Annotated in this window: 22 protein-coding genes; 10 read left to right on the top strand and 12 right to left on the bottom strand. The window is 59.1% G+C overall.

What is annotated here, in order from left to right; genetic code table 11:
• Positions 1-37 precede the first annotated feature (37 nt).
• Together ACQUQP_RS03125 and feaR are read left to right on the top strand one after the other, a co-directional pair.
• Positions 38-1,525 (top strand): aldehyde dehydrogenase family protein, encoded by a 1,488-nt coding sequence (locus tag ACQUQP_RS03125; RefSeq protein WP_432697358.1) that lies wholly within the window; start codon positions 38-40, stop codon positions 1,523-1,525.
• A gap of 172 nt (positions 1,526-1,697) precedes the next feature.
• Complete coding sequence (gene feaR / locus ACQUQP_RS03120; protein WP_432697357.1) at positions 1,698-2,609, top strand: transcriptional regulator FeaR; 912 nt, start codon at positions 1,698-1,700, stop codon at positions 2,607-2,609.
• Positions 2,610-2,645: 36 nt separating this feature from the next.
• Here feaR and ACQUQP_RS03115 read toward each other — a convergent pair whose 3' ends face one another.
• From ACQUQP_RS03115 to ACQUQP_RS03060, 12 genes are all read right to left on the bottom strand, one after another.
• Positions 2,646-3,950, bottom strand: a complete 1,305-nt coding sequence (locus tag ACQUQP_RS03115) for an amidase (RefSeq protein WP_432697356.1) — start codon at positions 3,948-3,950, stop codon at positions 2,646-2,648.
• Between the two features lie 81 nt (positions 3,951-4,031).
• Positions 4,032-5,222, bottom strand: a complete 1,191-nt coding sequence (locus tag ACQUQP_RS03110) for an alpha-hydroxy acid oxidase (protein ID WP_432697355.1) — start codon at positions 5,220-5,222, stop codon at positions 4,032-4,034.
• 207 nt (positions 5,223-5,429) lie between these two features.
• Positions 5,430-6,662 (bottom strand): OprD family outer membrane porin, encoded by a 1,233-nt coding sequence (locus tag ACQUQP_RS03105; protein WP_432697354.1) that lies wholly within the window; start codon positions 6,660-6,662, stop codon positions 5,430-5,432.
• 174 nt (positions 6,663-6,836) lie between these two features.
• The gene (locus ACQUQP_RS03100; RefSeq protein WP_432697353.1) at positions 6,837-7,337 is read right to left on the bottom strand and encodes a flavin reductase; all 501 of its coding nucleotides are present in this window, start codon (positions 7,335-7,337) and stop codon (positions 6,837-6,839) included.
• 30 nt (positions 7,338-7,367) lie between these two features.
• Positions 7,368-8,327: a PDR/VanB family oxidoreductase gene (locus tag ACQUQP_RS03095; protein ID WP_432697352.1), complete on the bottom strand. Its 960-nt coding sequence runs from the start codon at positions 8,325-8,327 to the stop codon at positions 7,368-7,370.
• A gap of 100 nt (positions 8,328-8,427) precedes the next feature.
• Positions 8,428-9,180 carry an SDR family NAD(P)-dependent oxidoreductase gene (locus ACQUQP_RS03090; RefSeq protein WP_432697351.1) on the bottom strand — a complete coding sequence of 251 codons (753 nt, stop codon included), beginning with the start codon at positions 9,178-9,180 and terminating at the stop codon, positions 8,428-8,430.
• A 9-nt stretch (positions 9,181-9,189) separates the two neighbouring features.
• Complete coding sequence (locus ACQUQP_RS03085; RefSeq protein WP_432697350.1) at positions 9,190-9,672, bottom strand: aromatic-ring-hydroxylating dioxygenase subunit beta; 483 nt, start codon at positions 9,670-9,672, stop codon at positions 9,190-9,192.
• A 2-nt stretch (positions 9,673-9,674) separates the two neighbouring features.
• Positions 9,675-10,994 (bottom strand): aromatic ring-hydroxylating oxygenase subunit alpha, encoded by a 1,320-nt coding sequence (locus ACQUQP_RS03080; RefSeq protein ID WP_432697349.1) that lies wholly within the window; start codon positions 10,992-10,994, stop codon positions 9,675-9,677.
• Positions 10,995-11,044: 50 nt separating this feature from the next.
• Positions 11,045-11,584: a nuclear transport factor 2 family protein gene (locus ACQUQP_RS03075; RefSeq protein WP_432697348.1), complete on the bottom strand. Its 540-nt coding sequence runs from the start codon at positions 11,582-11,584 to the stop codon at positions 11,045-11,047.
• A gap of 11 nt (positions 11,585-11,595) precedes the next feature.
• Positions 11,596-11,958: an IacB protein gene (locus ACQUQP_RS03070; RefSeq protein ID WP_432697347.1), complete on the bottom strand. Its 363-nt coding sequence runs from the start codon at positions 11,956-11,958 to the stop codon at positions 11,596-11,598.
• 36 nt (positions 11,959-11,994) lie between these two features.
• Positions 11,995-13,137: an acyl-CoA dehydrogenase family protein gene (locus ACQUQP_RS03065; protein WP_432697346.1), complete on the bottom strand. Its 1,143-nt coding sequence runs from the start codon at positions 13,135-13,137 to the stop codon at positions 11,995-11,997.
• A 16-nt stretch (positions 13,138-13,153) separates the two neighbouring features.
• A complete protein-coding gene (locus tag ACQUQP_RS03060; protein ID WP_432697345.1) occupies positions 13,154-14,290 on the bottom strand; it encodes an amidase in 1,137 nt (378 codons plus the stop codon).
• A gap of 635 nt (positions 14,291-14,925) precedes the next feature.
• Here ACQUQP_RS03060 and ACQUQP_RS03055 point away from each other — a divergent pair.
• From ACQUQP_RS03055 to ACQUQP_RS03020, 8 genes are all read left to right on the top strand, one after another.
• Complete coding sequence (locus tag ACQUQP_RS03055) at positions 14,926-16,071, top strand: ABC transporter substrate-binding protein (RefSeq protein WP_432697344.1); 1,146 nt, start codon at positions 14,926-14,928, stop codon at positions 16,069-16,071.
• Positions 16,072-16,230: 159 nt separating this feature from the next.
• Complete coding sequence (locus ACQUQP_RS03050) at positions 16,231-17,268, top strand: branched-chain amino acid ABC transporter permease (protein ID WP_432697343.1); 1,038 nt, start codon at positions 16,231-16,233, stop codon at positions 17,266-17,268.
• On the top strand, positions 17,265-19,073 hold the full coding sequence (locus ACQUQP_RS03045) for a branched-chain amino acid ABC transporter ATP-binding protein/permease (protein ID WP_432697342.1): 1,809 nt from the start codon (positions 17,265-17,267) through the stop codon (positions 19,071-19,073). Before ACQUQP_RS03050 ends, ACQUQP_RS03045 begins: the two co-directional genes overlap by 4 nt.
• Positions 19,073-19,855 (top strand): ABC transporter ATP-binding protein, encoded by a 783-nt coding sequence (locus ACQUQP_RS03040; protein WP_432697341.1) that lies wholly within the window; start codon positions 19,073-19,075, stop codon positions 19,853-19,855. Before ACQUQP_RS03045 ends, ACQUQP_RS03040 begins: the two co-directional genes overlap by 1 nt.
• Before the next feature lie 46 nt (positions 19,856-19,901).
• Entirely contained in the window at positions 19,902-20,900 is a 999-nt protein-coding gene (locus tag ACQUQP_RS03035; protein WP_432697340.1) for a ketopantoate reductase family protein, read from the top strand.
• A gap of 50 nt (positions 20,901-20,950) precedes the next feature.
• Positions 20,951-21,712: a class II aldolase/adducin family protein gene (locus ACQUQP_RS03030; protein ID WP_432697339.1), complete on the top strand. Its 762-nt coding sequence runs from the start codon at positions 20,951-20,953 to the stop codon at positions 21,710-21,712.
• A 122-nt stretch (positions 21,713-21,834) separates the two neighbouring features.
• Positions 21,835-22,311, top strand: coding sequence for a MarR family winged helix-turn-helix transcriptional regulator (locus ACQUQP_RS03025; protein WP_432697338.1), 477 nt, complete (start codon positions 21,835-21,837; stop codon positions 22,309-22,311).
• A gap of 137 nt (positions 22,312-22,448) precedes the next feature.
• Positions 22,449-23,720: an O-acetylhomoserine aminocarboxypropyltransferase/cysteine synthase family protein gene (locus ACQUQP_RS03020; RefSeq protein WP_432697337.1), complete on the top strand. Its 1,272-nt coding sequence runs from the start codon at positions 22,449-22,451 to the stop codon at positions 23,718-23,720.
• The last annotated feature ends 2 nt before the right edge of the window (positions 23,721-23,722 follow it).

Below are 23,722 nucleotides of genomic sequence, written 5' to 3'. Positions count from 1 at the left end.
AAACTAATAAGCAACGAATTCGAGAGAGAAAACGGATATGCCACAGATAGAGATTCTCGACAGCGTCAAAGCCTACCTGCAGCGTGAACACGGACAGTTCATCGCCGGGGAAGCCAGCCGCAACAACGATACCGCCAGGATCGAATTGATCGATCCCGCCACCGAACAGCCGCTGGCCCAGGTGGCCAGCGCCAGCGCCGAAGAGCTGGATGCCGCCGTCAGCACCGCCAAACGCGCCTTCAAGGGTGACTGGGCGCAGAAGACCCCGTACGAGCGTGCCCAGCTGATCAACCGCTTTGCCGATCTGATCGAAGCCAATGGCGAAGAGCTGGCCCAGCTTGAAACCCTCTGCAGCGGTAAATCGATCCACCTGTCGCGTATGCTCGACGTGCAGCAGAGCGCCATGTCGCTGCGCTACTACGCCGGCTGGGCGACCAAGATCGCCGGTGAAACCCTCACCCCCTCCTTCCCGTCGATGCAAGGCGAGCGCTACAGCGCCATGACCCGCCGTGAACCGGTGGGCGTGGTCGCAGGCATCATTCCTTGGAACTTCTCGGTAATGATCGCCATCTGGAAGATCGGTGCGGCGCTGGCCACCGGCTGCACCATCGTGCTCAAGCCCAGCGAGTTCACCCCGCTGACGCTGCTGCGCCTGGCGGAACTGGCCATCGAAGCGGGCCTGCCCGCCGGCGTGATCAACGTGGTTAACGGTGAAGGTGCTGTGGGTCAGCAGCTGATCGAACACCCGGATGTGGCCAAAGTGTCCTTCACCGGCTCAGCACCCACCGGCATGAAGGTGGGCCAGAGCGCCATGGCTGCCAACCTGACCCGTTGTACCCTGGAACTGGGCGGCAAGAACGCCGCGGCGCTGCTGGCCGATGCGGATATCGACCGCGCCGTCGGCGGCCTGCTACAGACCGGTTACGTGCACCAGGGCCAGGTCTGTGCGGCCCCTGAACGAGTCTTCGTGCACCGCTCCCGTATCGATGAGCTGACCAGCAAGCTGGCCGCGGGCCTGGGCCAGGCAAAGATCGGCTCACCGCTGGATGAATCGGTGATGTTCGGCCCGGTTTCCAACAAACCACAGTTCGACAGGGTCTGCCACTACCTGGAGCAAGCGAAGCGGGAGAGCCGCATAGTCTGCGGTGGTAACGCCCTGGACGGCGCCGGCTACTTCGTGGAACCCACCATCGTTCAGGCCAGCTCGCCCAGCGAGACCCTGATGCGGGAAGAGACCTTCGGCCCGGTGATCTCGTTCATGCCCTACGACGATGAAAGCGAGCTGCTGAGCCTGATCAACGACTCCCCCTTTGGCCTCAGCGCCAGCGTCTGGACCAACAATCTGAGCAAGGCGATGCGGATGATCCCGGAGATCGAAGCGGGCACCGTCTGGGTCAACATGCACACTTTCGTCGATCCCGCCGTGCCCTTTGGCGGCCTGAAAAGCTCAGGCCTGGGCCGCGAGTTCGGCAGCGCCTTCATCGAGGACTACACCGAGCTGAAATCGGTCATGCTCTGCTACTGATATCGGACCGATAGCGCCAGCGATGACGCTATCACTCCCTGCCGAGGCGTCTCGGAAGCTCAGAGCCGGAGGCGGGTCGAACTGGAATAATAATTGCTTATTCAAGTGAATATTACTCCAATATTTCGACCAGTTTCCGGCCTTCTGCCGGCCAAGCAGGGAGATTTACCCGATGTCGATCAATACTGATCTCCATCAGTGGGACCATGCTGTACGGGAGATCTGCGGTGACTTCACCACCACGCCCAACCCTTCCGCACCGTTTATCGGCCAGATCAAACTGAAAAACCTCGGTGGCCTTGGCGTTGCCCATATCGAAACCAACGCCCAGCGTGTCGAGCGCCGTATCAGCGACCGACAGAACGACGAGCACTGTTTTTTAATCCTTCAAACTCAGGGAGTTATGGGGTTCGATAACAAGCACGACTCTGAGTTCGAACTGCACCCCGGCGAGATGGCGCTGATGGACTCAGCCCTGGCGTTCGATATGATTCCCCGCGGCCTGGTGCGCCAGATCTCCGTTCACCTCTCCCGCGACAGACTGCAGCAAAGCCTTGGCAGGCTCGCCAGTTTCGGCAAGATCTCCCAGAGCAGCCTCAGTGGTCAGCTGCTACACAATATGCTGCTGCAGTTAAGCTTCGAAAATGCACCATTTAGTGCGAGTACGCCTGATGGCTGTGCACTGCAGGAGGCGATCACCGCACTGCTGAAACCGGCGCTGGAAAACCAGGATGCGGATGCGGCCGAACTGCCGCTGAGGCTGCTGGCAGAGCGCTATATCCGCCGCTATCTGAATGATTATCGCCTGTCCCCGGAGTTCCTCGCCAGGGAGATGAATATCTCCAAGCGCAAGCTGTACCGGGCGTTTGAACATAACGGCGAGAGCGTGGCCCGCTACATTCTCAACCTGAGACTGAAGCAGAGCAGAATGGACCTGATAAGAACCGATCAGGAGCCGCAAACCATTACGGATATTGCGTTCAAGTGGGGCTTTTCGGATGTGTCCCAGTACTCCCGGGCATTCAAGCGCCAGACGGGACTATCTCCCAGTGAGTACCGCCAATCCCGCGAGTACCGGCTCTAGGCGGCCGGCACTCGGGATCAATCGAGCTCAGAGAGTTCAGACCGAGGCCAGAACGCCCTCAAACCAGCGGGCCAGCGCCAGCAGACTATCGTCATCGTGGGCACGCCCGATCAACTGCACACCCAGCGGCAGCCCTGCTTCATCGACCAGGCCCGGCAGCGAAATCACCGGCAGACCCATCGCCTGCCAGGGGCGGCTCATATGCGGCGCGCCGGTCTTCTCATGACCCAGGGGCGCCACACCGGGAGCCGCTGGCGCCAGAATCGCGTCTACATCCGCATAGCGCTGCCAGAGTTTTTCGCCACCGACTGCAGCTGCGTTGAGGGATTCAAGATAGAGCGCACGATCCATCTCCAAACCTGAGCTGATAAGCTCCTGTAGCGGTTCGCTAAGCAGCTCCGACTGCTGGGACTCAACGACCAGATTGCGGGCCACTTCGTAACCCATAATCTGCTGGTGGTGCTGCACCATCTGTGGCAGAAACTCGCCATCGTCAAACTGCACAACTTCAACGCCCTGAGCCTCCAGCAGCACTGCGGCCTGATTGATAGCCGCCGCCATGGCAGGATCGGTTTCACCCACCTTTTCTCCCTGACAGATCAGCACCCTGCGGGGCTTCACCGCTTCGGCCTGCGCCAGTGGATCGCTCTGACGCAGCAGAACAGCGCGCAGCAGCTCAATATCCTCGACCGAGCGCGACAGCAGCCCCAGCGAATCCAGCGACTGCGCCAGCGGCTGAGCACCGCGCAGGGAAAACTCACCGCGACTGCCCACATAACCCACCGCGCCGCAGTAGGCCGCCGGGCGAATCACTGAAGCCGCCGTCTGGGAGCCCAGCGCCAGCGGCACCATGGCATCAGCCACCGCCGCGGCGGAACCGCTGGAAGAACCACCGGGAGTACGCTCAAGATCCGCCGGGTTTTTGGTTTTACCCGGTTTGAAGTAGGCAAACTCGGTGGTGACGGTTTTGCCCAGCACTATACCGCCGGCTGCACGGATCAGGGTGACGCAGCTGGCGTCATCCGCAGGCATACGCCCCTTGTGGATAGGCGAGCCCATTTCGGTGGGCATATCCTTGGTGTCGATAATGTCCTTGATCCCCACCGGCAGGCCTTTCAGCGGACTCTGCTGATAGAACGCCTCATTGCTCAGGTACTGATCGAGAAAGGCCTCACGGCTCAGGCTGTATTGCCAGGCGCCGACTTGCTGCTCGCGCGCCTCGATACGGTCAAAGCAGGCGTTAATCACATCGACGGCCGTGCATTCACCATTTTCTATCGCCAGCAACGACTGACGCAGGCCCAAGGTATTCAGGTTAGGGTTGGGTTTAGGAGTAGCCATAATCACCTTCTCATTAAAGCTCAGCGGCCCCGGCGCTATAAGCCCAATCGGAGCCTGTTCAATTCGTTGCTGTGGAACCTGTCAGATGCGCGGGGTATGTTGCTCGTCCAGCAGCCACTCAGGCCCCAGATCATCGATACCGGGGCAGCCCATCAGGTTGAGACAGCGCTTGAGCTCCTCGTCGAGGATATCCAGCACCCGTGCCGCACCCTGACTGCCGCCAGCGGCAACGCCATAGAGCGTGGAGCGGCCCAGCAGCACGCCGTTGGCACCCAGCGCCAGTGCCTTGACCACGTCGGAGCCGCGACGGATGCCGCTATCCATCAGCAGTTCGATGCGCCCGTTCACCCGCCCGGCGATACGTGCCAGCGCCTGCAGACCGGACATGGCGCCATCCAGCTGACGCCCGCCGTGGTTGGTCACCACCAGTGCATCGATTCCGAGGCTGATAGCACGTTCGGCATCATCGGGGTGCAGTACGCCCTTGAGCACCAACCTGCCGGACCATTGGTCGCGGATCCGCGCCAGCTTGTCCCAGTCGAGCAGGGTGTCCATCTGTTCAGCGATAAACTTCATCGACCCCAGCGCACTGCGCTCGGACTCGGGAATATAGGGTCCGAGGTTGCCCATCATCGGCAGGCCCGAGGGGATCATCACCCGACGGATCCAGCCCGGATGGCGCAGCACATCGAGCTTGTTGCGCAAGCTAAGCTGACGTGGCCTGGCAAAGTTTCGCCTGTCCCATTCACGGTTACCCAGCAACGTGGCATCACTGGTCACCAGCAGCGCAGACGCTTCAACCGCCTGTGCCCGTCTGATCAGATCTTCCTGCACCTGAGCGTCGCGCATGGGGTAAAGCTGAAACCAGAACGCCAGATCCGGCGCTGCGGCACGCACCTGCTCCATGGTCGCGTTGGAGACGGTACTCAGGGCAAGTGGAATGCCCTTGCGGGCTGCCGCCCTGGCCAGTTCAAGATCAGCCTGTGGATAAAGCATGGCGTTAAAACCGGTGGGCGCTATCGCCAGGGGCAGCGAGGATGAGCAACCCAGCAGCTGCCGCGATACCGCTGGCGGATGACAGGGCTGCAGCGTTTTTACCTCGAGCCCATAGCGGTCGAAGACGGTGCGGTTGGCGGCCAGCGTAATCTCGTTTTCGGCGCCTCCAGCCAGATACTCCCAGGCAAAATGGGGCAGCTTACGCTGCGCCAGAGCCGCCATCTCCGCAACGCTTTGAACCCGCTCCATATCGCCGCCGCTGTAGAATCGACGCATGCCTTACTCCTGTGACTGAAACGCAAAAAGGGAGAGCCGGGCTCTCCCAAGAAAACTGCCGCTGTTCAAAATAGAAGGGGGGATATTCTTCCACGGCAGTTTCAGTGGCTTCAATGCGCCGTTCGTGCCGCTCCGGGCGGAAACAAACGCCAGCATCGAAGCCGGGAGCCAGCCAGAAATCAGCCGGCCCGGGGTTTAACAAAAGTTTTAAAAATTGAACGCGTAGGTAGTGATGAAACGGTATTCCTCGTAATCATCGGTCCAGCTACGGTCGATGGAGATGTTGCGCAGGTCGAACTTCAGCCCTTTCAGCGCTTTGTTCTGCATCTCGTAGCTCAGGTAGATATCACGCTCGGACTGCTCTTCATCGGAGCCGCCGGCGATATCGATATCGGTACCCTTGATGTAACGGGTGAACAGCTTCATGCCCGGCAGGCCCAGATCCTTGAAGTTGTACCCGTAACGCACACCCCAGGAGCGCTCATCGGGCATGATGAAGGCGGCAGATGACCAGTGCACGGTGTACGGCTGCGGCACATAGCCGTTCAGCGTCGGCACCGGGCGGTCGCCCTTCACGTTCTGGTAGCTCAGCGCAAACATGTGGTTGCCGGACAGCAGCGTGGCCATGGTGCTGACCACATCCACATCCATGTCACCCTGATACTCCTTGCCCTCGCTTTCGTAATCGAAGTAGCGCAGGTCGGTCTTCAGCTTCATACCGTTATCGAAGCCTGCCAGGTGCTCCAGCCCGTAGTAGTGCTGATCGTAGAAGTCGTTCAGGCGACCGAAGAAGTAGGTTCCCTTGATGTTCTTCGGGAAGGCGTAGGTCGCACCGGCAAAGTCCAGGCCGTCGGAGCGGTTTTCATCCTGGCCGCGGTAGATGTAGAACTTCTCCTTGTCGCTGGAATCACGGGTCACCGCTTCCCAGTAACGACCGGCGGTGAATTCCAGGTTCTTGATCGCTGTCGAGTGCAGCACCGCACCCTCGTAGATGGTGTCGAGCACGCGACTGGTGTCGTCCCAGGCCACCGGCAGATGCGGACGGTGGTCACCGATGGTCAGTTCGGTTTCGCCATATTTGAACTTCAGCGTAGCGCCGGCACGGCCGTAGCTTTCAGTGGTTTCATCTGCAACGGGGTCATACGGCAGGGAGCCGTCGTTGCTCTCGGAGTCGAATACGTAGGCACCGGTTGCAGACATATCGACCCCGAACTGGATCGGCGTATCCGTATAACCGGAGAAGAACTGCAGGTCCGCAGCCTGTGACCAGTTTCCCGCATCCGGGGTATTGCCATCGTAGTTACGGTCCAGGTAGAAGTTACGCAGATCCAGCCTAACCTTGCTGTCCTCCACAAAGCCTGCCTGAGCAGCCAGAGGAGACAGCAGCGCTGCCGCTACCGCCAGGGAGATCCCGGTCTTTCGCGAGTGATGCTTCAACATGTTCTAATCCTTCGATATATGTCGATGCGCTTTGCGCATTCATTGGGTTACAACTTTTAACCACCCATCAGATGGATTTAAAAAGCCGACATCGGCATTTCTCGACACGTTGGGGCGCTGCGCATGCGGTTGAGCAAGCAGCGTTTTTATAGGTATGTTGAATCTTTAACCGGATCAGCCAGCGGCGACGGAACGCTCGCCCAGGCAGTGATAGGCGCGGTTGAAATAGACCAGCGCTTCATCGCTGCCACTCTGACGGGCATCGACGATCTGGCAGTAAAACACCGTGTGGGAACCCACCTCGTGCATGTCGGCGATACGACAGTCGAAGTTCACCAGCGCCTCATCCAGTGCCGGTGAGCCGGTGGTCAGGTTGGTCCAGCCGTGGCTGGAGAAGCGTTCTTCGCTGGTCAGCTTCGGGTTGGCAAAATCGCCGGACAGCTTCTGCTGATTGCCCGAGAGCACGTTGACGCAGAGCACCCCGTTTTTCTTGAAATGCTCATTTGCGTAGGAGTTACGGTTCATGCAGACCAGCAGCGTCGGCGGCTCAGCTGTAACACTGGTGACGGCGGTAGCGGTAAAACCGAACTTACCGGCCTCTCCGTCGGTGGAAATAACCGATACAGCACCGCCGAGCAGCGCCATACCGTTACGGAATGCTTCGAGATCAATCATTGCTCTCTCCTAAATTCGATTGCGGGTGGTTTAAAGGTCCAGCACCAGACGCGGGGTTTTCGCCCGTGAACAGCAGATCAGCATCTGATCGTTGTCCTCTTTCTCCTCCTCGGTGAGAAAGACATCGCGATGATCGGGAATGCCCTCGTTCACATCGCACAGGCAGGTGCCGCAGGTCCCCTGTTCGCAAGACACCTTGATCTTCATTCCGGCCCGGTTCAGCGCCTGGGCGATGCTCTCGTCCGGCTGCACGGTCACGGTGACGTCGCTAATCTCGGCATAAACCTCGAACGCCTCGCCGCCGGTCTCGACCTCCACCTGGAAGAACTCCTTGTGGATATGGTCTTCGGCAAATCCCTTGTCGCGGGCACTCTGCATCACCCACTCCATGAAGCCGTTGGGGCCGCAGGTGTACATATGGGTGTTGTCATCGGCGCCATCGAAAGCGCTGTCCAGATCGATGCGCCCGCCATCCTGCTCATCGTCGAAGTGAAACTGCACCTGCCCGGCAAAGGCACTGGCGGCCAGATCATCGACAAAGGCGCAGGTGGAGCGCGAGCGACCGCAGTAATGCAGCTCGAACGCCTTGCCTGCCGCATGCAGCGCATACGCCATGGCGATCATCGGTGTGATACCGATACCGCCGCCGATCAGGATGGAGCGTTCGGCCGTTTCGGACAGCGGGAACAGGTTGCGCGGTGCGCTGATTTGCAGCTCGGTGCCTTCGTGCAGTTTTTCGTGCACCGCCACAGAACCACCACGGGAGTTGGGATCACGCAGGATACCGACACGATAGGCGCTGGTGTCGGCCGGATCGTTGCACAGGGAGTACTGACGGATCATCTCGTCGCCGAGATGCAGATCGATATGAGCCCCCGCCTCGAAGGCAGGCAGCGCTTTACCGCTGGGATCCACCAGCTCCAGAGCCACTATCCCTTCGGCCTGCGTTTCACGTTTGCGGACTACCACACTCAGCAGCTCGTCAGTCATCATCTCTCTCCACCCGACACCCTTGGTCGGCACATCCATCGCGCGGCTCAGCCACTCGCGATACGGTTTTTCAATTGTTTCCAGACGGGCTTTCAGCGCCTCAGCGCATAAACAGACCGCCGTTCACATCCCAGGTGGTACCGGTGGTGAAATAGGCTTCCGGACGCGCCAGCTGCACCACCATGTCACCGATAAAGTCGGCATCACCGAGACGCCCGGCAGGAATAGCCGAGAGCAGCGTGGGCAGGCGCTCTTCCGGCACCAGCGCTTTCACCATCGGCGAGTCGATCGGCCCCGGCGCGATGGCGTTCACGGTGACACCGTCGCTGGCCAGCTCTTTCGCAAACACCTTGGTCAGCGTCAGGATGCCGCCCTTGGACGCCGCATAATGCGCACCGGTCGAAGTACCGCCATTCTGGCCCGCCAGGGACGCCATGTTGATGATGCGGCCGTAGCCCTTGGAGGCCAGATAACCACCAATCACCTGACAGCCGGCGAAGATGCCGCCCAGGTTGATATTCACCACCTCGTTGAACTCTTCGAGGGAGATCTTCATCACCGGCGTGGCGCGGGTTACGGCGGCGTTGTTCACCAGCACATGCAGCTCGCCCCAACGTTCCAACACCGCAGCCAGCGCTGTTTCGTAATCGGTTTTGCTGGCCACGTTGAGCGCAACCGCCATGGCGCTTTCACCACTGGCATCCAGCTGATCGGCCGCTTTCTGGGCCGCTTCGACGTTGATATCGCTGACCACTACTTTGTAGCCGGCCAGATGCAAACGCTGAGCGATGTGGAAACCCACTCCCTGGGCGGCGCCGGTCACCAGCGCCACCTGTGCTTGTGCTGTAGACATAAACGCCCCTTAGAAGATGAAACTGACGGTACGCAGGAAGCCATCGGCGTGCAGCAGCTTCACCACCTTGCGATCCAGCTTGAAGCCGCCATCGACCGGCTTCAGGGTGTATTCCACGTTGGCCGGGTAGGTCACCAGCTTGCCGTGACGCAGTTCGTTCAGGGTCATGGCGCAACGAGCGATCACGACATCGTCACCGGCTTCCAGCACGCGAATGCGGGACATCATGCGCACGGTGCTGCCCACGGAGTTAGCGGACACGGACTCGCCGTTTTCCAGGCGGGCCACACGCATGCGGCGCATATCGGCATCGTCCAGCGCCAGGTTCACGGTGTTCAGGTAGTCGGTTTCATTCAGGTCGGTCGGCACTATATACAGGCCGCCATCGGTCCACAGAGACAGCCAGTCCTGGTAGCCCTTGTGGTCCAGCAGGTCGGCTTCGTAGCCGATGAACTCGGTGACCTGAGCGAGCAGTTGGGTATTGGATTTCATGCTTACTTCTCCTCGGCGTTAGCAGCGGCGGCCATAACCTGCTTGTACTTACTGTAGGCGCCGCGCATACCGGTTTCGGAACACACCGCACCCTGGGGATTGCCATCTTCAGAGGTGCGCAGCTTGGTCATGCCGCGGTTGACCAGAATCCAGCCATCCTTGCCAGCCATGGAGCCTTTCTGAACGCGTTCCCAGGCTTCGCCGTCATCCGGCGTACCGAAGCCCATCGGGCCCTGGAAGTGCTCGTGCAGACGCATACGCTTCTGGTTGAACGCCGCCGGCGCACCGTCGCCACCCAGTGCCACGTGCTGGATCTCGGTTTCGTTAACCGATACCGGACGCAGAACACGGAAGAACGCCATGGAGCAGGACACGTTCGGGAACAGGTTGAGGTTGAAGCCTGTACCGTGGGCGGCACGCACCAGTTTCTTCACTTCGTCTTCGTCTTTGCCCTCGTCACGCAGCGCCTGGGCCAGTTCGTTGAAACGCTCGGGGATCGGCTGATCCAGATCCGCTTCCAGATCTACCAGCTCCGGGATCATCACCATGACGCTGTGACCGTGACCCAGGTCTTCGACAAAGCCTTCGCCATCGAGGAAGTCGAAGATGTCAGCAGTGGCTTCGTCCAAAGAGGTCACAAAGGACTTGTGCACGATCGGGAAGTGGTAGGCGTCGGTGGTGTTCTCGAGCTGGATCTTCCAGTTCCCCGGGAAGTTAAAGCGATGCTCGCCCAGTACCTTCACCGGGTAACCACCGCCCTGCTTCATGAACAGGTCGATCCACTTCTTGGCACCGCCGAGGAACTCTTCCAGCGGTTCGATATCGTCGTTGAAGGTGGCGAACACCATGCCCTGGTAGGATTCCCAGCGCAGGCTTTCCAGCGGCATCTCTTCCTTGTCGAAGACGTTGTCATACTCTTCCGGCTTCGGCAGCGCACGCAGGGAACCATCCAGGCCGTAACCCCAGCCGTGGTAAGGACAGGTGAACGCCTTGGTCTTGCCCTTGCGGCCTTCACAGACGGTAGCGCCACGGTGGCGGCAGCGGTTCTGCAGCACGTGGATGTTCATCTTGCGGTCACGGCTCAGGATCACCGGATGACGACCCACCCAGCTGGTTTTGAAGCTACCCTTCTCCGGCACTTCACTCTCATGGCCAACAAAGACCCAGGTCTTGTTGAACACCAGATCCAGCTCTTCCTCGAAGATCTCCGGATCTGAGTAGAGAGCTTTCTTAACGCGGCCGTTTTCTTCATCAACCATGTCGGCTGCGCGCTGACCGATGCATACGGCATCGACGTCTTTCATATCAATCAGGTCACTCATCGATCTGTCTCACGTTAAATTCGGGTTGTCTGTCCGGGATGGGTGCCGGCCTATTTTTCCGGTACCGGCAGATGCGCTTCACTGTTCCAGTGGTCCACCGGACGGCTGAACAGGTTTTCGGTCTGGAAGTGCGCCATGCGCCACACCTCGCCCCGCGGTCCCTGTTGCCTGCGAAAATCGATCTCCAGTCGGGCGCTGTTCAGGTGCGAACCACCGGCACTGAAGGTGGATACCTGCAGCATGTTCCAGCTGCCGTGGGCGCTGTCGCCATCTACCGCGATCACTTCAGAGGTCAGGTAGTGGACGTTCACCGCGAAATGGGCGGGCTCTACACAGTACTTGCCCAGCATCGCCACGATGGCGTCACGCCCCTGGTGACCGCCAAAGCTGTCGGCATAGCGGGCGCCCTTGCCTTCCCACACCGCGTCCTCGGTAAACAGGCCACCCAGCTCATCCATCGGCGTACTGGCGTCCAGGTGATCGCACAGATCCATGTAGCGGTTGATGCAGCGGCGGATCGCATTTTCGCTTTCCAGTGCATCCAGACGCTTCAACATCTCTGCCAGCTGCTTGGTATCTATCTCGCTCATACCGACCTGCCTCAGGCGCGCTGAACGATCAGTTCACGCCCGATGCGGGCTTCCACCTTGGCGTAGCGCCACAGCTTGTAGGGGGTCTCACCCACCGCAGTGCTGCGGAACAGGTTGCAGCAGGCAACCACGGTGTCGTAATCAGCCACGTCGGCCAGCAGGTAGGTGGTCCAGGGGTAACCGGGGGACGGACCGACCATGCTCTGATCGTCATCCATGTTGCCGATTACGCTGACGCCTTCCATGTCGTGGATGCCGTTCCACATTTCGCCAAAGGCAGCCCAGACATCGAGCTGCTCTTCGCGGGCTGCGTCCATGAAATTCTGGTTGATGCCCATACAGAACAGGACTCGCAGGGGTTTCTTCTCGCTCATGTGTGTATCTCCTGTTAATTGATTCGAAACCGACTGTTAGAGGTAACCGGGCAGTGGGTCGTGGCCGAAAAACATCGCACCGGCATTTTTCAGCGTGATGCGGCCCATAAAGGCGTGTTGGGTCACCATGCTGGCGTCGCGCAAAATGCGGGACAGCGGGTGGCTGCTGAAGGCACCGGTCATGCCGGTGACCTCGTAGGTGAGGCGGATCGCCTCGGCACATTCGTGTGCCAGGTTTGTGGTCGCCAGGCGCACCAGGTTGATCTGCTCGGGGGTCGGCTTGCCGCCGGCCAGCACCGCCTCCCAGGCCTCTTCGGTACTCTGGTAGAAGAAGGCACGGGAAGAGCGCAGCTTGGCTTCCGCCTGGGCGATCTCGATCTGGACATATTCACGCTCACCCAGGTTGGGTGCCCCGGTGACCGACTTACGGCCAGCCGCTTCGCCCTGAACCACATCCAGCGCTTCACGGGCCAGGCCCGCCGCAGTGATCGCCAGTACCTGAGCCGCGAACGAGAGGCTCGGGTAGCGGAAGAAATCGGAATCCAGGTTGGGCTCGCCGCCGCGTACAAAGGTCCACTCCTCCGGCACGAACTGATTTTCCACCACCAGATCGTGGGAGCCGGTACCGACCATGCCGATCACATCCCAGTTGGGTTTGATGCTGACTTTTTCAGCCGGCAGCACCGCCATACGCGGCAACTTCTCGTTTTCATCCTTGATACCCACACCGATCAGCGACGCACCCATGCTGCCGCTGCCAAATTTCCAGGTACCGCTGACCATGAAGCCGCCTTCGACACGTTCGGCCTGCTGCGGCGGGAAGATTCCTCCGGCGAATACCACATCGGGACCCTTGGCCCAGACCTTGTCGATGGTTTCTAGCGGCAGCGCTGCCAGGTAGGCCGGGTTCATGCCGAAACTGGCCACCCAACCGGCAGAACCATCCGCCGCAGCGATCGCTTCGACCATTTGCAGGAACTCCATCGGGCTACGCTCATCACCGCCCAACGCTTTCGGAACCATGGCGCGATAAACACCGATCTTCCGAAAACGTTCAATGATGTCTTGGGAAATATACTGTTGATCTTCAAATTCCTGACGGCGCTTGCGCACCTCTGCAAGCAGGTCATCGAACTCTGATCCACCCCAGAGCGATTTATCGATCTGATATCCAGACATGGTCTCTGGTCTCCTGTTACTCATCTTCTGTTCTGGTACTGATCCGGCTGGCTATTGCGGACGCCACTGCACACAGCAGTTCATCGGCACCTCGTGCCGCTACCAGCTGAAGCCCTACGGGCAAGCCCGCAGCACTGACCAGAGGAATGGTGATGGCCGGATGGCCGCTAAGATTGAAAGGTCGAACAAACCGGGTCATGCCCAGCAAGGCGCAGGTATCACCCGCTTCGGAAAGCTGTGCCGGATAATCCGGCATGGTTGGCAACGCCAGCACTTCACAGTCCTGCAGGACGGTATCCACCTCAGCGCTAAACGCCTGGCGTACCGCTTCCGCCTGCTGCAGTTCTTCGTCGGTGGTCTGGCTGGCTGCCAGCAGGCGCTGAGCCACATCCTCAGCCACAAGACCTGTGTCGACGCAGTCACGATTGGCGTTCCAGGACTCGCGGTTGATCACCGTCATACCGGCATCGTAAGCGACCTCCATTGTCCGAAGATCAACGCTTTTAATACCCATATCGACACATGAAATCGCATTTTCCAAGGTAGCCAACACTTCCGGATTGACCCCTTCCGGGGCGACGTTGACGACACCGATGCGAGCATTTTCGACGGCGGGCAACTCCCCAAAATCGCTACAGAGCACTCGCATAACGTTGACCAGTGTCCCCATGTCGCGGGCAAAAGGACCGACACAATCAAGACTGGTCTGCGCCGGCATCACACCCTCGCGGCTGACACGACCAAAGCTGGGCTTGAGGCCAAACACACCGCAGCAGGCCGCCGGGGTACGGATCGAGCCGCCGGTATCGGTACCGAGCGCAGCGCGACAGAGCCCTGCTGCAACAGCAGCGGCAGAGCCACTGGACGAGCCGCCCGGAACACGGCCGGGATAGTTAGGATTTTCCGGCGTTCCGGTCCAGTTGTTGATACCGGTAGTACCGAAGGCAAGCTCATGCAGGTTGGTCTTGCCGTTGATATGCCAACCGGCATCCAACAGCCGACGCACAACCGCGGCATGGGACTGAGCCGGCTCTACCTGGTCCAGCGCCCGGCTACCGGCACGGGTCTGATAGCCAGCCACATCAATGGTGTCTTTCACCATGATGTCTGGACCTTCACCACCTAATGCCAGGGACTGAACCACGATAGTCATCGACTTACCTGTAACTAGAATCTCGAATTAAAAGCCTCTGCGTCAGAGCCTTTTTCCTGAAGCGCAATACCCTGCGCTCTTTTCTAAAATCCTAATTATTACTTGAATTGTCAATTGATTAATCCAAAAAAATAAAGGCATCCTTTCGGTGCAAAAAAACTTAAATCGCCCGTGTTTGGTGCACTACAAATACACCTTAGAACACCCAAAAAACCTGCTTTAAATGTCTGTTTTTATTTAGTTATTTAAATTTTTATAGGCATATACAGGGAGAAAAACAAAGACAGAAAGATGATTCGGACAGGAAAAAACAAAGACAAAAACAAACTATTTTTTTGGAGTTTCAATAGGATTTTTTTGGCACAAAATAACGCTTATAAAACCTCTAAGAACAGGCAAAATCCGCAATCTCAGTAGGTTGATTTTTCAACCAAAAATCGGTTTTTTTAGCGTCATAAAACGGCAACAGGAACTACTTCCCCGGGAAACTTTTACAACCATATTTCAAGCACCCTTACGATGATCCAGATCTGGTGCATGCCACGCTTCTGGCACGACACCTGCTAAGTCACTGATGTCAGGCACGAAAACAGGCCGGACCAAAACCAAGTTGTTTTACCCCCCTGGAGAACGTCATGCTGTTGAAGAAAACTCTATCTGCACTGATACTCGGATCCGCTTTGACCGCCACTGCCGCCCAGGCAGAGATCAAGGTCGGCGTCGTCACTTCATCGACCGGTCCCATCGCCCTGGTGGGTATTCCGCAGAAGAACAGTGTTCCTCTACTCCCCACGTCTGTGGGCGGCGAAACCATCAGTTATATCTCTCTGGATGACAGCAGCGACCCGACTGCGGCCGCCAAGGCGTTCAAAAAGCTGATCGATGAAGAACAGGTGGATGCCATCATTGGCCCGAGTGGCTCCGGCGCGGCAATGGGCGTCATCCAGTATGCTGCGGAGTCCGGCACTCCCATGCTTGCTCCGGTTGGCACGGCTGCCGTCATCCTGCCGATGACGGAGCAGAAGAAGTGGGTCTTCAAGACCACTCAGAACGACGATCTGATCGCATCGGCCCTGGTTGATCACATGAAGGACGCCGGGGTGAAAACCGTCGGGCTGATCGGCACAGCAGATCCTTACGGGGAAAACTGGGCAAAAGTGATGGCCGAGCTGACCGAAAAGGCCGGCATCGAAATCGTCGCCTCGGAAAGCTTCCAGCGCCAGGACACCTCTATCACCGGACAGAGTCTCAAGGTGATGATGTCCAGTCCGGATGCCGTACTGATTGCAGCGCCAGGCTCATCTTCGGTGATGCCGCAGACCACCCTGAAAGAGCAGGGCTACGCCGGCCAGATCTACCAGACTCACGGCGCTGCGCTTGATCCCTTCCTGAAGCTTGGCGGCAAAGCCGTTGAAGGCACTATTCTCGCGGCCAGCCTGATGCTGGTACTGGATGAAGTCCCCGATAGCCCGTCCAAGCAGATCGCCACCGACTACGTGAACGCTTACAAAGAAAAGTATGGCGAAACGCCCGCCACCTTCGGCGGTAATGTTTACGATGCCGGCCTGCTGCTCAATAACGCGATTCCGGCCGCTCTGGAAAAAGCCAAGCCTGGTACAGCCGAGTTTCGCGCTGCGCTGCGTGATGCTATCGAACAGACCACTGAGATGCCTGGCACCCAGGGCGTTTACAACATGACTCCAGCAGACCACAGCGGTTTCGATGAGCGTGGTCGTGAACTGATCAAGGTTGAAAACGGCGCCTGGACGCTGCTGAAGTAATTCGGACCTGAGCCGGGCGGAACCCGCGCCCGGCTGCCGTTCGAACAACAGCCCGTCGAACATACACGTAGCCACCCAACACCCAAAAACACCCGTGCGCACCAAGAAACGGGGACAGGTTCGACCGTGGCTGGGCGACAATGTTGAGGACATCGCACAATGAATTTTCAAATAGCCATGCTGCTGGGCCAGGATGGCATTACCAACGGCGCCATTTACGCGTTACTGGCGCTGTCGATCATCCTGGTGTTTACCGTCACCCGTATTCTGCTGATCCCGCTGGGAGAGTTTGTTACCTTCGGCGCACTGACCATGTACGCCTTCCAATCCGGTCAGGACAGCTCCATCGTCTGGCTGCTGATGGGCATGATGGCACTCGACGTCGGCCTGGACCTGAAACAGCTGGTCAGCAATGGCGTGGAGGCACGCAAGGCGCAGTGGATGGGTCTTAAGCTCGCCTATGCACTGATCATGGTTATCCTGATTGAAACCCTGCCGATGCAGGAGATACATATGGCGGGCCAGGTGCTGCTGACTCTGCTTATTCTGGTGCCGCTAGGTCCCATCATGTATCGAATCTTTTTCCAGCCTATCGCCTCGGCACAACCGCTGGTGCTGCTGATCGTATCGATCGCCGTACACGTGGCCATGGTCGGCGTAGGCCTGTTGATGTTCGGGCCGGAGGGCGGCCGCACCGCACCGTTCAGCGATGCCACCTTCCAGATCGGCAACGTCATGTTCAAGAGCCAGACCCTCTGGGTGATCCTGGTGTCTATCTTCCTGATCGTATCCCTGTTCCTGGCGTTTGAACGCACCCTTTATGGCAAAGCGCTGCGCGCTACCGCGGTTAACCGCATGGGCGCCCGACTGATGGGTATCTCGCCCGATTTCGCCGGCAAGGCGACCTTTGCCCTAGCCGCCTTTATCGGTGTGGCCTCCGGCATTCTGATCGCGCCGATCACCACGCTCTACTACGACTCAGGCTTCATTATCAGCCTTAAAGGCTTTGTCGGCGCCATCATCGGCGGCCTGATCAGCTACCCGCTGGCGGCAATAGGTGCAGTGGCAGTCGGGCTGATCGAGGCCTTCTCCATGTTCTGGGCCAGCAACTACAAGGAGATCATCGTTTTCACGCTGATTATTCCTTTCCTGCTGTGGCGCTCTCTTAAAAGCAACCATGTGGAGGACGAAGAATGAAATCTCGTCACGTCCTGACCATTTTTGTGGTGCTGGTCGCACTGGCTCCACTGGTTTTACCGACCTTTCAGGTCACCCTGTTGAACTATATCGGCCTGTATGCCCTGGTAGTGCTGGGGCTGGTGCTTCTCACCGGTGTCGGCGGCATGACCAGCTTCGGGCAGGCCGCCTTTGTGGGCCTGGGTTCCTATACCAGCGCTTACCTGACCGCTACCCAGCAACTGCCCTCCTGGCTTGAATGGGCTGCCGGTTCTCCCTGGCTCTCACTGCTGATCGGCGTACTGCTGACCGCTGCCGTCGCACTGATTCTGGGTGCTTTGACACTGCGCCTGTCCGGTCACTACCTGCCACTGGGTACCATCGCCTGGGGTATCTCGCTGTACTACCTGTTCGGCACGGTAAAAAGCCTGGGCGGACATTCCGGTATCAGCGGTCTGCCACCGATCGAGATTTTCGGCTTTTCACTGGATAAGGGTGAGAAGATGTTCTATCTCATCTGGGCGATTCTGCTGGTGGCCATGCTGGTGACGCAGAACCTGCTTAACTCCCGTGAAGGTCGTGCTATCCGTGCGCTGAAAGGCGGACAGCTGATGGCGGAATCCATGGGCGTCAACACCTTCCGCTCCAAGCTCGTGGTGTTCCTGATTTCTGCCCTGTTTGCCGCCGTATCCGGTTGGCTCTACGCGCACAACCAGCGTTTTGTCAGCCCTACCCCCTTCGGTCTGAGCATGGGCATCGACTACCTGTTTATGGCGCTGATCGGCGGTGTCGCCAATGTCTGGGGCGCGCTGTTGGGAGCCGGCATTCTGACCATGGCCAAGCAATGGTTCCAGGACTGGCTGCCGATCCTGTTCGGTAACGACGGTAACTACGAGCACATCGTATTCGGCCTGCTGATCATCCTGATCATGCACAAAGCGCCGGGCGGCCTCTGGCCGCTGCTGATGAAGGCCGTTCCTGCCCGCCTGCGCCAGCGCAAGAAACTGATCCCGGAATCAGCTGGCCCCAGCGCTCCCGAGCTGCCGCGTCGACAGCTCCCGGAGAAAGGTGAACTGATCCTGGAAGCCAGGGAAGTCACCCGCAAATTCGGTGGACTGGTCGCCAACAAGGAGATGAACCTGCAGGTCCATGCCGGTGAAATCCTGGCCCTGATCGGCCCCAACGGCGCCGGCAAGAGCACCATGTTTAACCAGCTGTCGGCCGTGGATACCCCGACTTCCGGTGAAGTGCTGTTCCGCGGTGAAAGCCTGAAAGGCAAAAGCTCCCGAGCCGTTGCCACCCTGGGCATGAGCCGTACCTTCCAGCACGTAAAGCTACTGCCCACCATGACCGTCCTTGAGAATGTGGCGATCGGCGCTCACCTGCGCGGCAGCAAGGGCGTGATCAGCTCGGCACTGCACCTGGAGCGCCTGGAGGAAACCAGCCTGCTGGAAGAGGCCGCCCGCCAGCTGCACCGCGTTGGCCTCGGTGATTATCTCTACGAGGAGGCAGGCAGCCTGGCACTTGGCCAGCAGCGCATCCTCGAGATCGCCCGCGCACTCTGCGCCGATCCCTGCCTGCTGCTGCTGGACGAACCGGCCGCCGGTCTGCGTCATAAAGAGAAACAGGCGCTGGCGGACCTGCTTAACAAGCTGCGCAGCGAAGGCATGGCGATTCTGCTGGTCGAGCACGACATGGACTTCGTCATGGGGCTGGTGGATCGCATCGTGGTGATGGAGTTCGGTGAAAAGATCGCCGAGGGCCTGCCGGAGGAGATCCAGACCAACCCGGCCGTACTTGAAGCCTACCTGGGAGGTGCCGACTGATGAGCAATACTGCAACCAACGCAAAAACCAGCTCCGACGAGCTGCTGCTGGACGTAAAACAGCTGCACGTCTCCTACGGCATGGTCGAGGCCGTCACAGGTATCGACCTGCAGGTGCGCGAAGGTCAGATCGTCACCGTAATCGGCCCCAACGGGGCCGGTAAAACCACCCTGCTGTCCGCCATTATCGGCATGCTGAAATCGAAAGGCGACGTCCACTTCGATGGCAACTTCTACAAGGTGCCGGATGTGGAAAAAATGGTTGGCAAAGGTCTCGGCCTGGTACCGGAAAAACGCGAGCTGTTTACCAGCATGAGCGTTGAGGACAACCTTCAGCTGGGCGCCTTCCAGCGCTATCGCAGCGGCGACCGCGGCTATGAGACTACCCTGGCCGAGGTGTACAGCCTGTTCCCGAGACTCTGGGAGCGGCGCAAGCAGATGGCAGGCACCCTTTCAGGGGGTGAACGTCAGATGCTGGCCATCGGCCGCGCCCTGATGGGCAAGCCGCGTCTGCTGATGCTCGATGAGCCAAGCCTGGGTCTGGCACCGCTGATCACCCGCGAGATCTTCCGTATCTTCGCCGATCTGCGCCGCCAGGGGGTATCTATCCTGCTGGTCGAGCAGAACGCGCGCGCGGCGCTGAAAGTGGCCGACTACGCCTATGTGCTCGAGGGGGGACAGGTCGCCATGCAGGGCGAAGCTGCCGATTTGGCCAATGATCCGCGTGTGATCGAGGCCTACCTGGGCCTGGCCAGCAAGCACCAGGACCTGCTCTCCAGCTAAACAACCGGCGCCCCTGCTTCGGGGGCGCCTCTATTGGAAACACTCGATGGAAAAGATTGGAATGCGCATCTGTATCGCCGGTGCCGGCGCGATCGGCTGTACACTCGCAGCCCGTCTGGCCGCTTCGGGACAGAGCGTGAGTGTGCTGGCTCGGGGTGAAACCCTGAACAGCCTGCAACGGGACGGTGTCTGTCTCATCGATCTGGAGGGCGAACACCGGGCCTCGGTGAACGCCAGCGATTCAGCCGAGGCACTCGGCCCCCAGGATCTGATCTTCGTCTGCACCAAGGTGCCCGCGCTGACCAGTATTCTGCAGCAGATCCAGCCAATGCTGCATGAAGAAACCGTCGTGATCCCGGTGGTGAACGGTGTGCCCTGGTGGTATTTCCAGGGTGCCGAAGGCCGCTTTGCAGATACTCGGGTAAAAGCCGTTGATCCGGATGGCGAACTGTCGCGTCTGATTCCGGCGCAACACCTGATCGGCGCGGTGGTGTTTATCACTGCCGTACGCAAAGCGCCGGGCGTGGTGGAATCCACCAACCCGCACCTGATCATTCTCGGTGAGATCAACAACCAGCTCACCGAGCGGCTGGAACAGATTCGCGGCCTCATCGAGAGCAGCGGCATTGAAGCACGCGCCAGCGACTATATCCGCGATCAGATCTGGACCAAGATCACCGCCAACCTGACCTCGAATCCGCTTTCTGTGGTGACCGAGGCCACACTGGAGCAGATCTACAGCGACGCTCGCCTGAGCCCGCTGGTGCGGCAGATTTTCGACGAGGTTATCCAGGTCGCCGCCGCCCATGGCGCCCGCATCCGCTTTGATCCGCAAACCTTTATGGAGCTCGGCGCCGGTATGGGTGCCGTGAAAACATCGATGCTGCAGGACCACGAGCAGGGCAGCCCGTTGGAACTCGCGGCTATTGGCCATGCCGTTCTTGAGCTGGCCGCGCTGGTGGGGCTTAACATGCCGACCACCCGCCACGTACTGGCGCTGACCGATTTTCTGGCGAGCAAACGCCGGTCGGCACAGGCCGCCTGATCAGCCACCTATCGATAAGTGATATAGCCTTACTAAACAAGGAGATAACCGTGAGCGAGTCAATTACCCGTCCAGAGCATATCAGCGAAACTGAGTGGGAACTGCGCGTCAAACTGGCCCATTGCTACCACCTGGTGGATTACTTCGGCTGGACCGAGACCATTTTCAACCATATTTCCGCTCGCCTGATGGATCAGGAAGGCTGCTATCTGGTCAACCCTTTCGGCCTCAACTACACCGAAATCACCCCCGCCAACCTGATCAAGGTGGACGTTGATGGCAACAAGCTGGATGACTCCCCCTATGACGGTAACCCGGCGGGGTTTGCCCTGCACGGCGCAATCCACGCCGCTCGTGACGACATCCATTGTGTGATTCACACTCACACCAATGCAGTGTCTGCCGTCGCAGCCAAGAAAGATGGCTTCAGCCTGAACAACTTCTACGGTGCGCAGATGTATGGCCGCGTCGGTTTCCACGCATTCGAAGGTATCACCCTGTTCCAGGACGAAAAGAGCCGCATGCTGGAAAGCCTGGGTGACAAGCACGTGCTGATTCTGCGCAACCACGGTATCGCTGTGGGTGAAATGGACATCGAGCGCACCTTCTTCCTGCTGTGGACCGCACAGCGCGCCGCTGAAATCCAGGTCGCAGCTGGTGCCGCTGGCGGTGAAGACGTGATTATGGATGAGGCGATCGGCCAGAAGTGCGCTGACCTGACGCAGATGCTGATCAAGGAAAGCGGCTTTGCCGACAAGTTCTTTAATGCCATGGTACGCAAGATGGAAGCGGAACGCGGCGCCAGCTGGTGATCCAACGGCCCGGGCGCGAAAGGGCCCACACCGCCCTCGCTACCCGGGCTGGATCCCGGTTTATTTGCCCCCTACACCGGGTTTCCCTATAGTCTAGGCTTCAAGAGAGTTATCCAGTCACCATGAGAGCTTCAGGTTCCCGCTTGCGTCGCTACAACCCAACCAGTGACGATTTCAAAAAAGAGGAATTCCCCCTTTATTGGCTTGCCCGAGTACATGGACGCTACACCCTGGCCATGGAAAAGACGCTGAAAAAGATCGGAATGGATATCCCTCGCTACCGCATCCTGTTCATCCTCAAAGAACAGGGGATGTCGAGCATCTCCGAAATTGCGGAGCATGCCGTGGCCAAGCTGCCCACCATCACCAAGACCATCTACCGGATGAAAGATGATGGTCTGGTGGATACAGCCCCGAGTCCCGACGACGGCCGCGTCACCCAGGTCACCCTGACCGCCAAGGGACAGGAAGCGATTATCGATATCGAGGCAGCCACCACCAAGCTCTTCAACCAGAGTTTCAAGGGGATGACCGAAGCCCAGCTCAAGCGCCTAAACCGGATGCTGGAGACGATCTTCAACAACCTTCCCGAACACTGACCGGCATTATCAGAGCTTCAGCCTGAACATCCACTGACCTTCGTCTGCTACCGCTTTAACTCCGGGGTGCTAGACTCAGCTGCTACCCCTACAGCGTTTTATAACGCTCTGATAACAACAGCAGACAGGATGTTCTCATGAAGCTCGAAACCCTCGCGGTCCACGCCGGTTACAGCCCCGATCCCACCACCAAGGCGGTGGCGGTGCCGATCTACCAGACCACCTCCTACGCCTTTGACGATGCCCAGCACGGTGCCGACCTGTTCGATCTGAAGGTAGCGGGCAATATCTACACCCGCATCATGAACCCCACCAACGATGTGCTGGAGCAGCGCATGGCGGCGCTGGAAGGCGGTATCGCAGGACTCGCGGTGGCTTCCGGCATGGCGGCGATCACCTATGCGATCCAGACGCTGTGTGAGACCGGCGATAACATCATCTCCACCAGTGAGCTTTATGGCGGCACCTACAACCTGTTTGCCCACACCCTGCCGCGCCAGGGAATCGAGGTGCGGTTTGTTAACAAGCACGACCTGGCTCAGATCGAGTCATTGATCGACGACCGCACCAAGGCGGTGTTCTGTGAAACCGTGGGCAACCCCTCCGGCGGCATTATCGATATGGAGAAGGTGGCCGAACTAGCCCACCGCCACGGCGTGCCGGTGATCGCCGATAACACCGTGCCGAGCCCGGTGCTCTGGCGCCCCATCGAGCAGGGCGCCGATATCGTCGTGATCTCGGCCACCAAGTACGCCGGCGGCCACGGTAACTCGGTGGGCGGCGTGATTGTCGATTCCGGCAAATTCCCCTGGGATCAGCATAAACAGCGCTTTGCCCTGCTGAACCAGCCGGACCCCTCCTACCACGGCGTGGTCTATACCGAAGCGTTCGGACCCGCCGCATTTATCGGCCGCGCCCGCGTGGTGCCGCTGCGTAACATGGGCGCGGCGATCTCGCCGATGAACGTGTTCCTGATTCTGCAGGGGATCGAAACCCTGCCGCTGCGGATGGAGCGGATCTGCGACAGCACCCAGGCGATCGCCGAGTACCTGGAAAACCATCCCGCCGTCACCTGGGTGAAGTATGCGGGCCTCAAAAGCCACCCGGATTATCACCTGGCGCAGAAATACATGAACGGCAAAGCCTCCGGCATTCTCAGCTTTGGCCTGAAGAGCGGCCGCGAGGGCACCCGCCGCTTCTACGATGCGCTGGAGGTGTTCACCCGTCTGGTGAATATCGGCGACTGCAAGTCTCTGGCGGCGATCCCGGCGGAAACCACTCATCGTCAGCTCAACGACGAGGAGCTGGCCTCCGCCGGCGTCTCACCGGAGATGGTGCGCCTGTCGATCGGTATCGAGCATATCGACGACCTGATTGCCGACCTGGATCAGGCCCTGGCCAAGGCCTGACA

Source organism: Marinobacterium sp. YM272 (assembly GCF_050908845.1).
Lineage (GTDB): Bacteria > Pseudomonadota > Gammaproteobacteria > Pseudomonadales > Balneatricaceae > Marinobacterium_D.
This window is presented reverse-complemented; position numbering and strand designations above follow the sequence as displayed.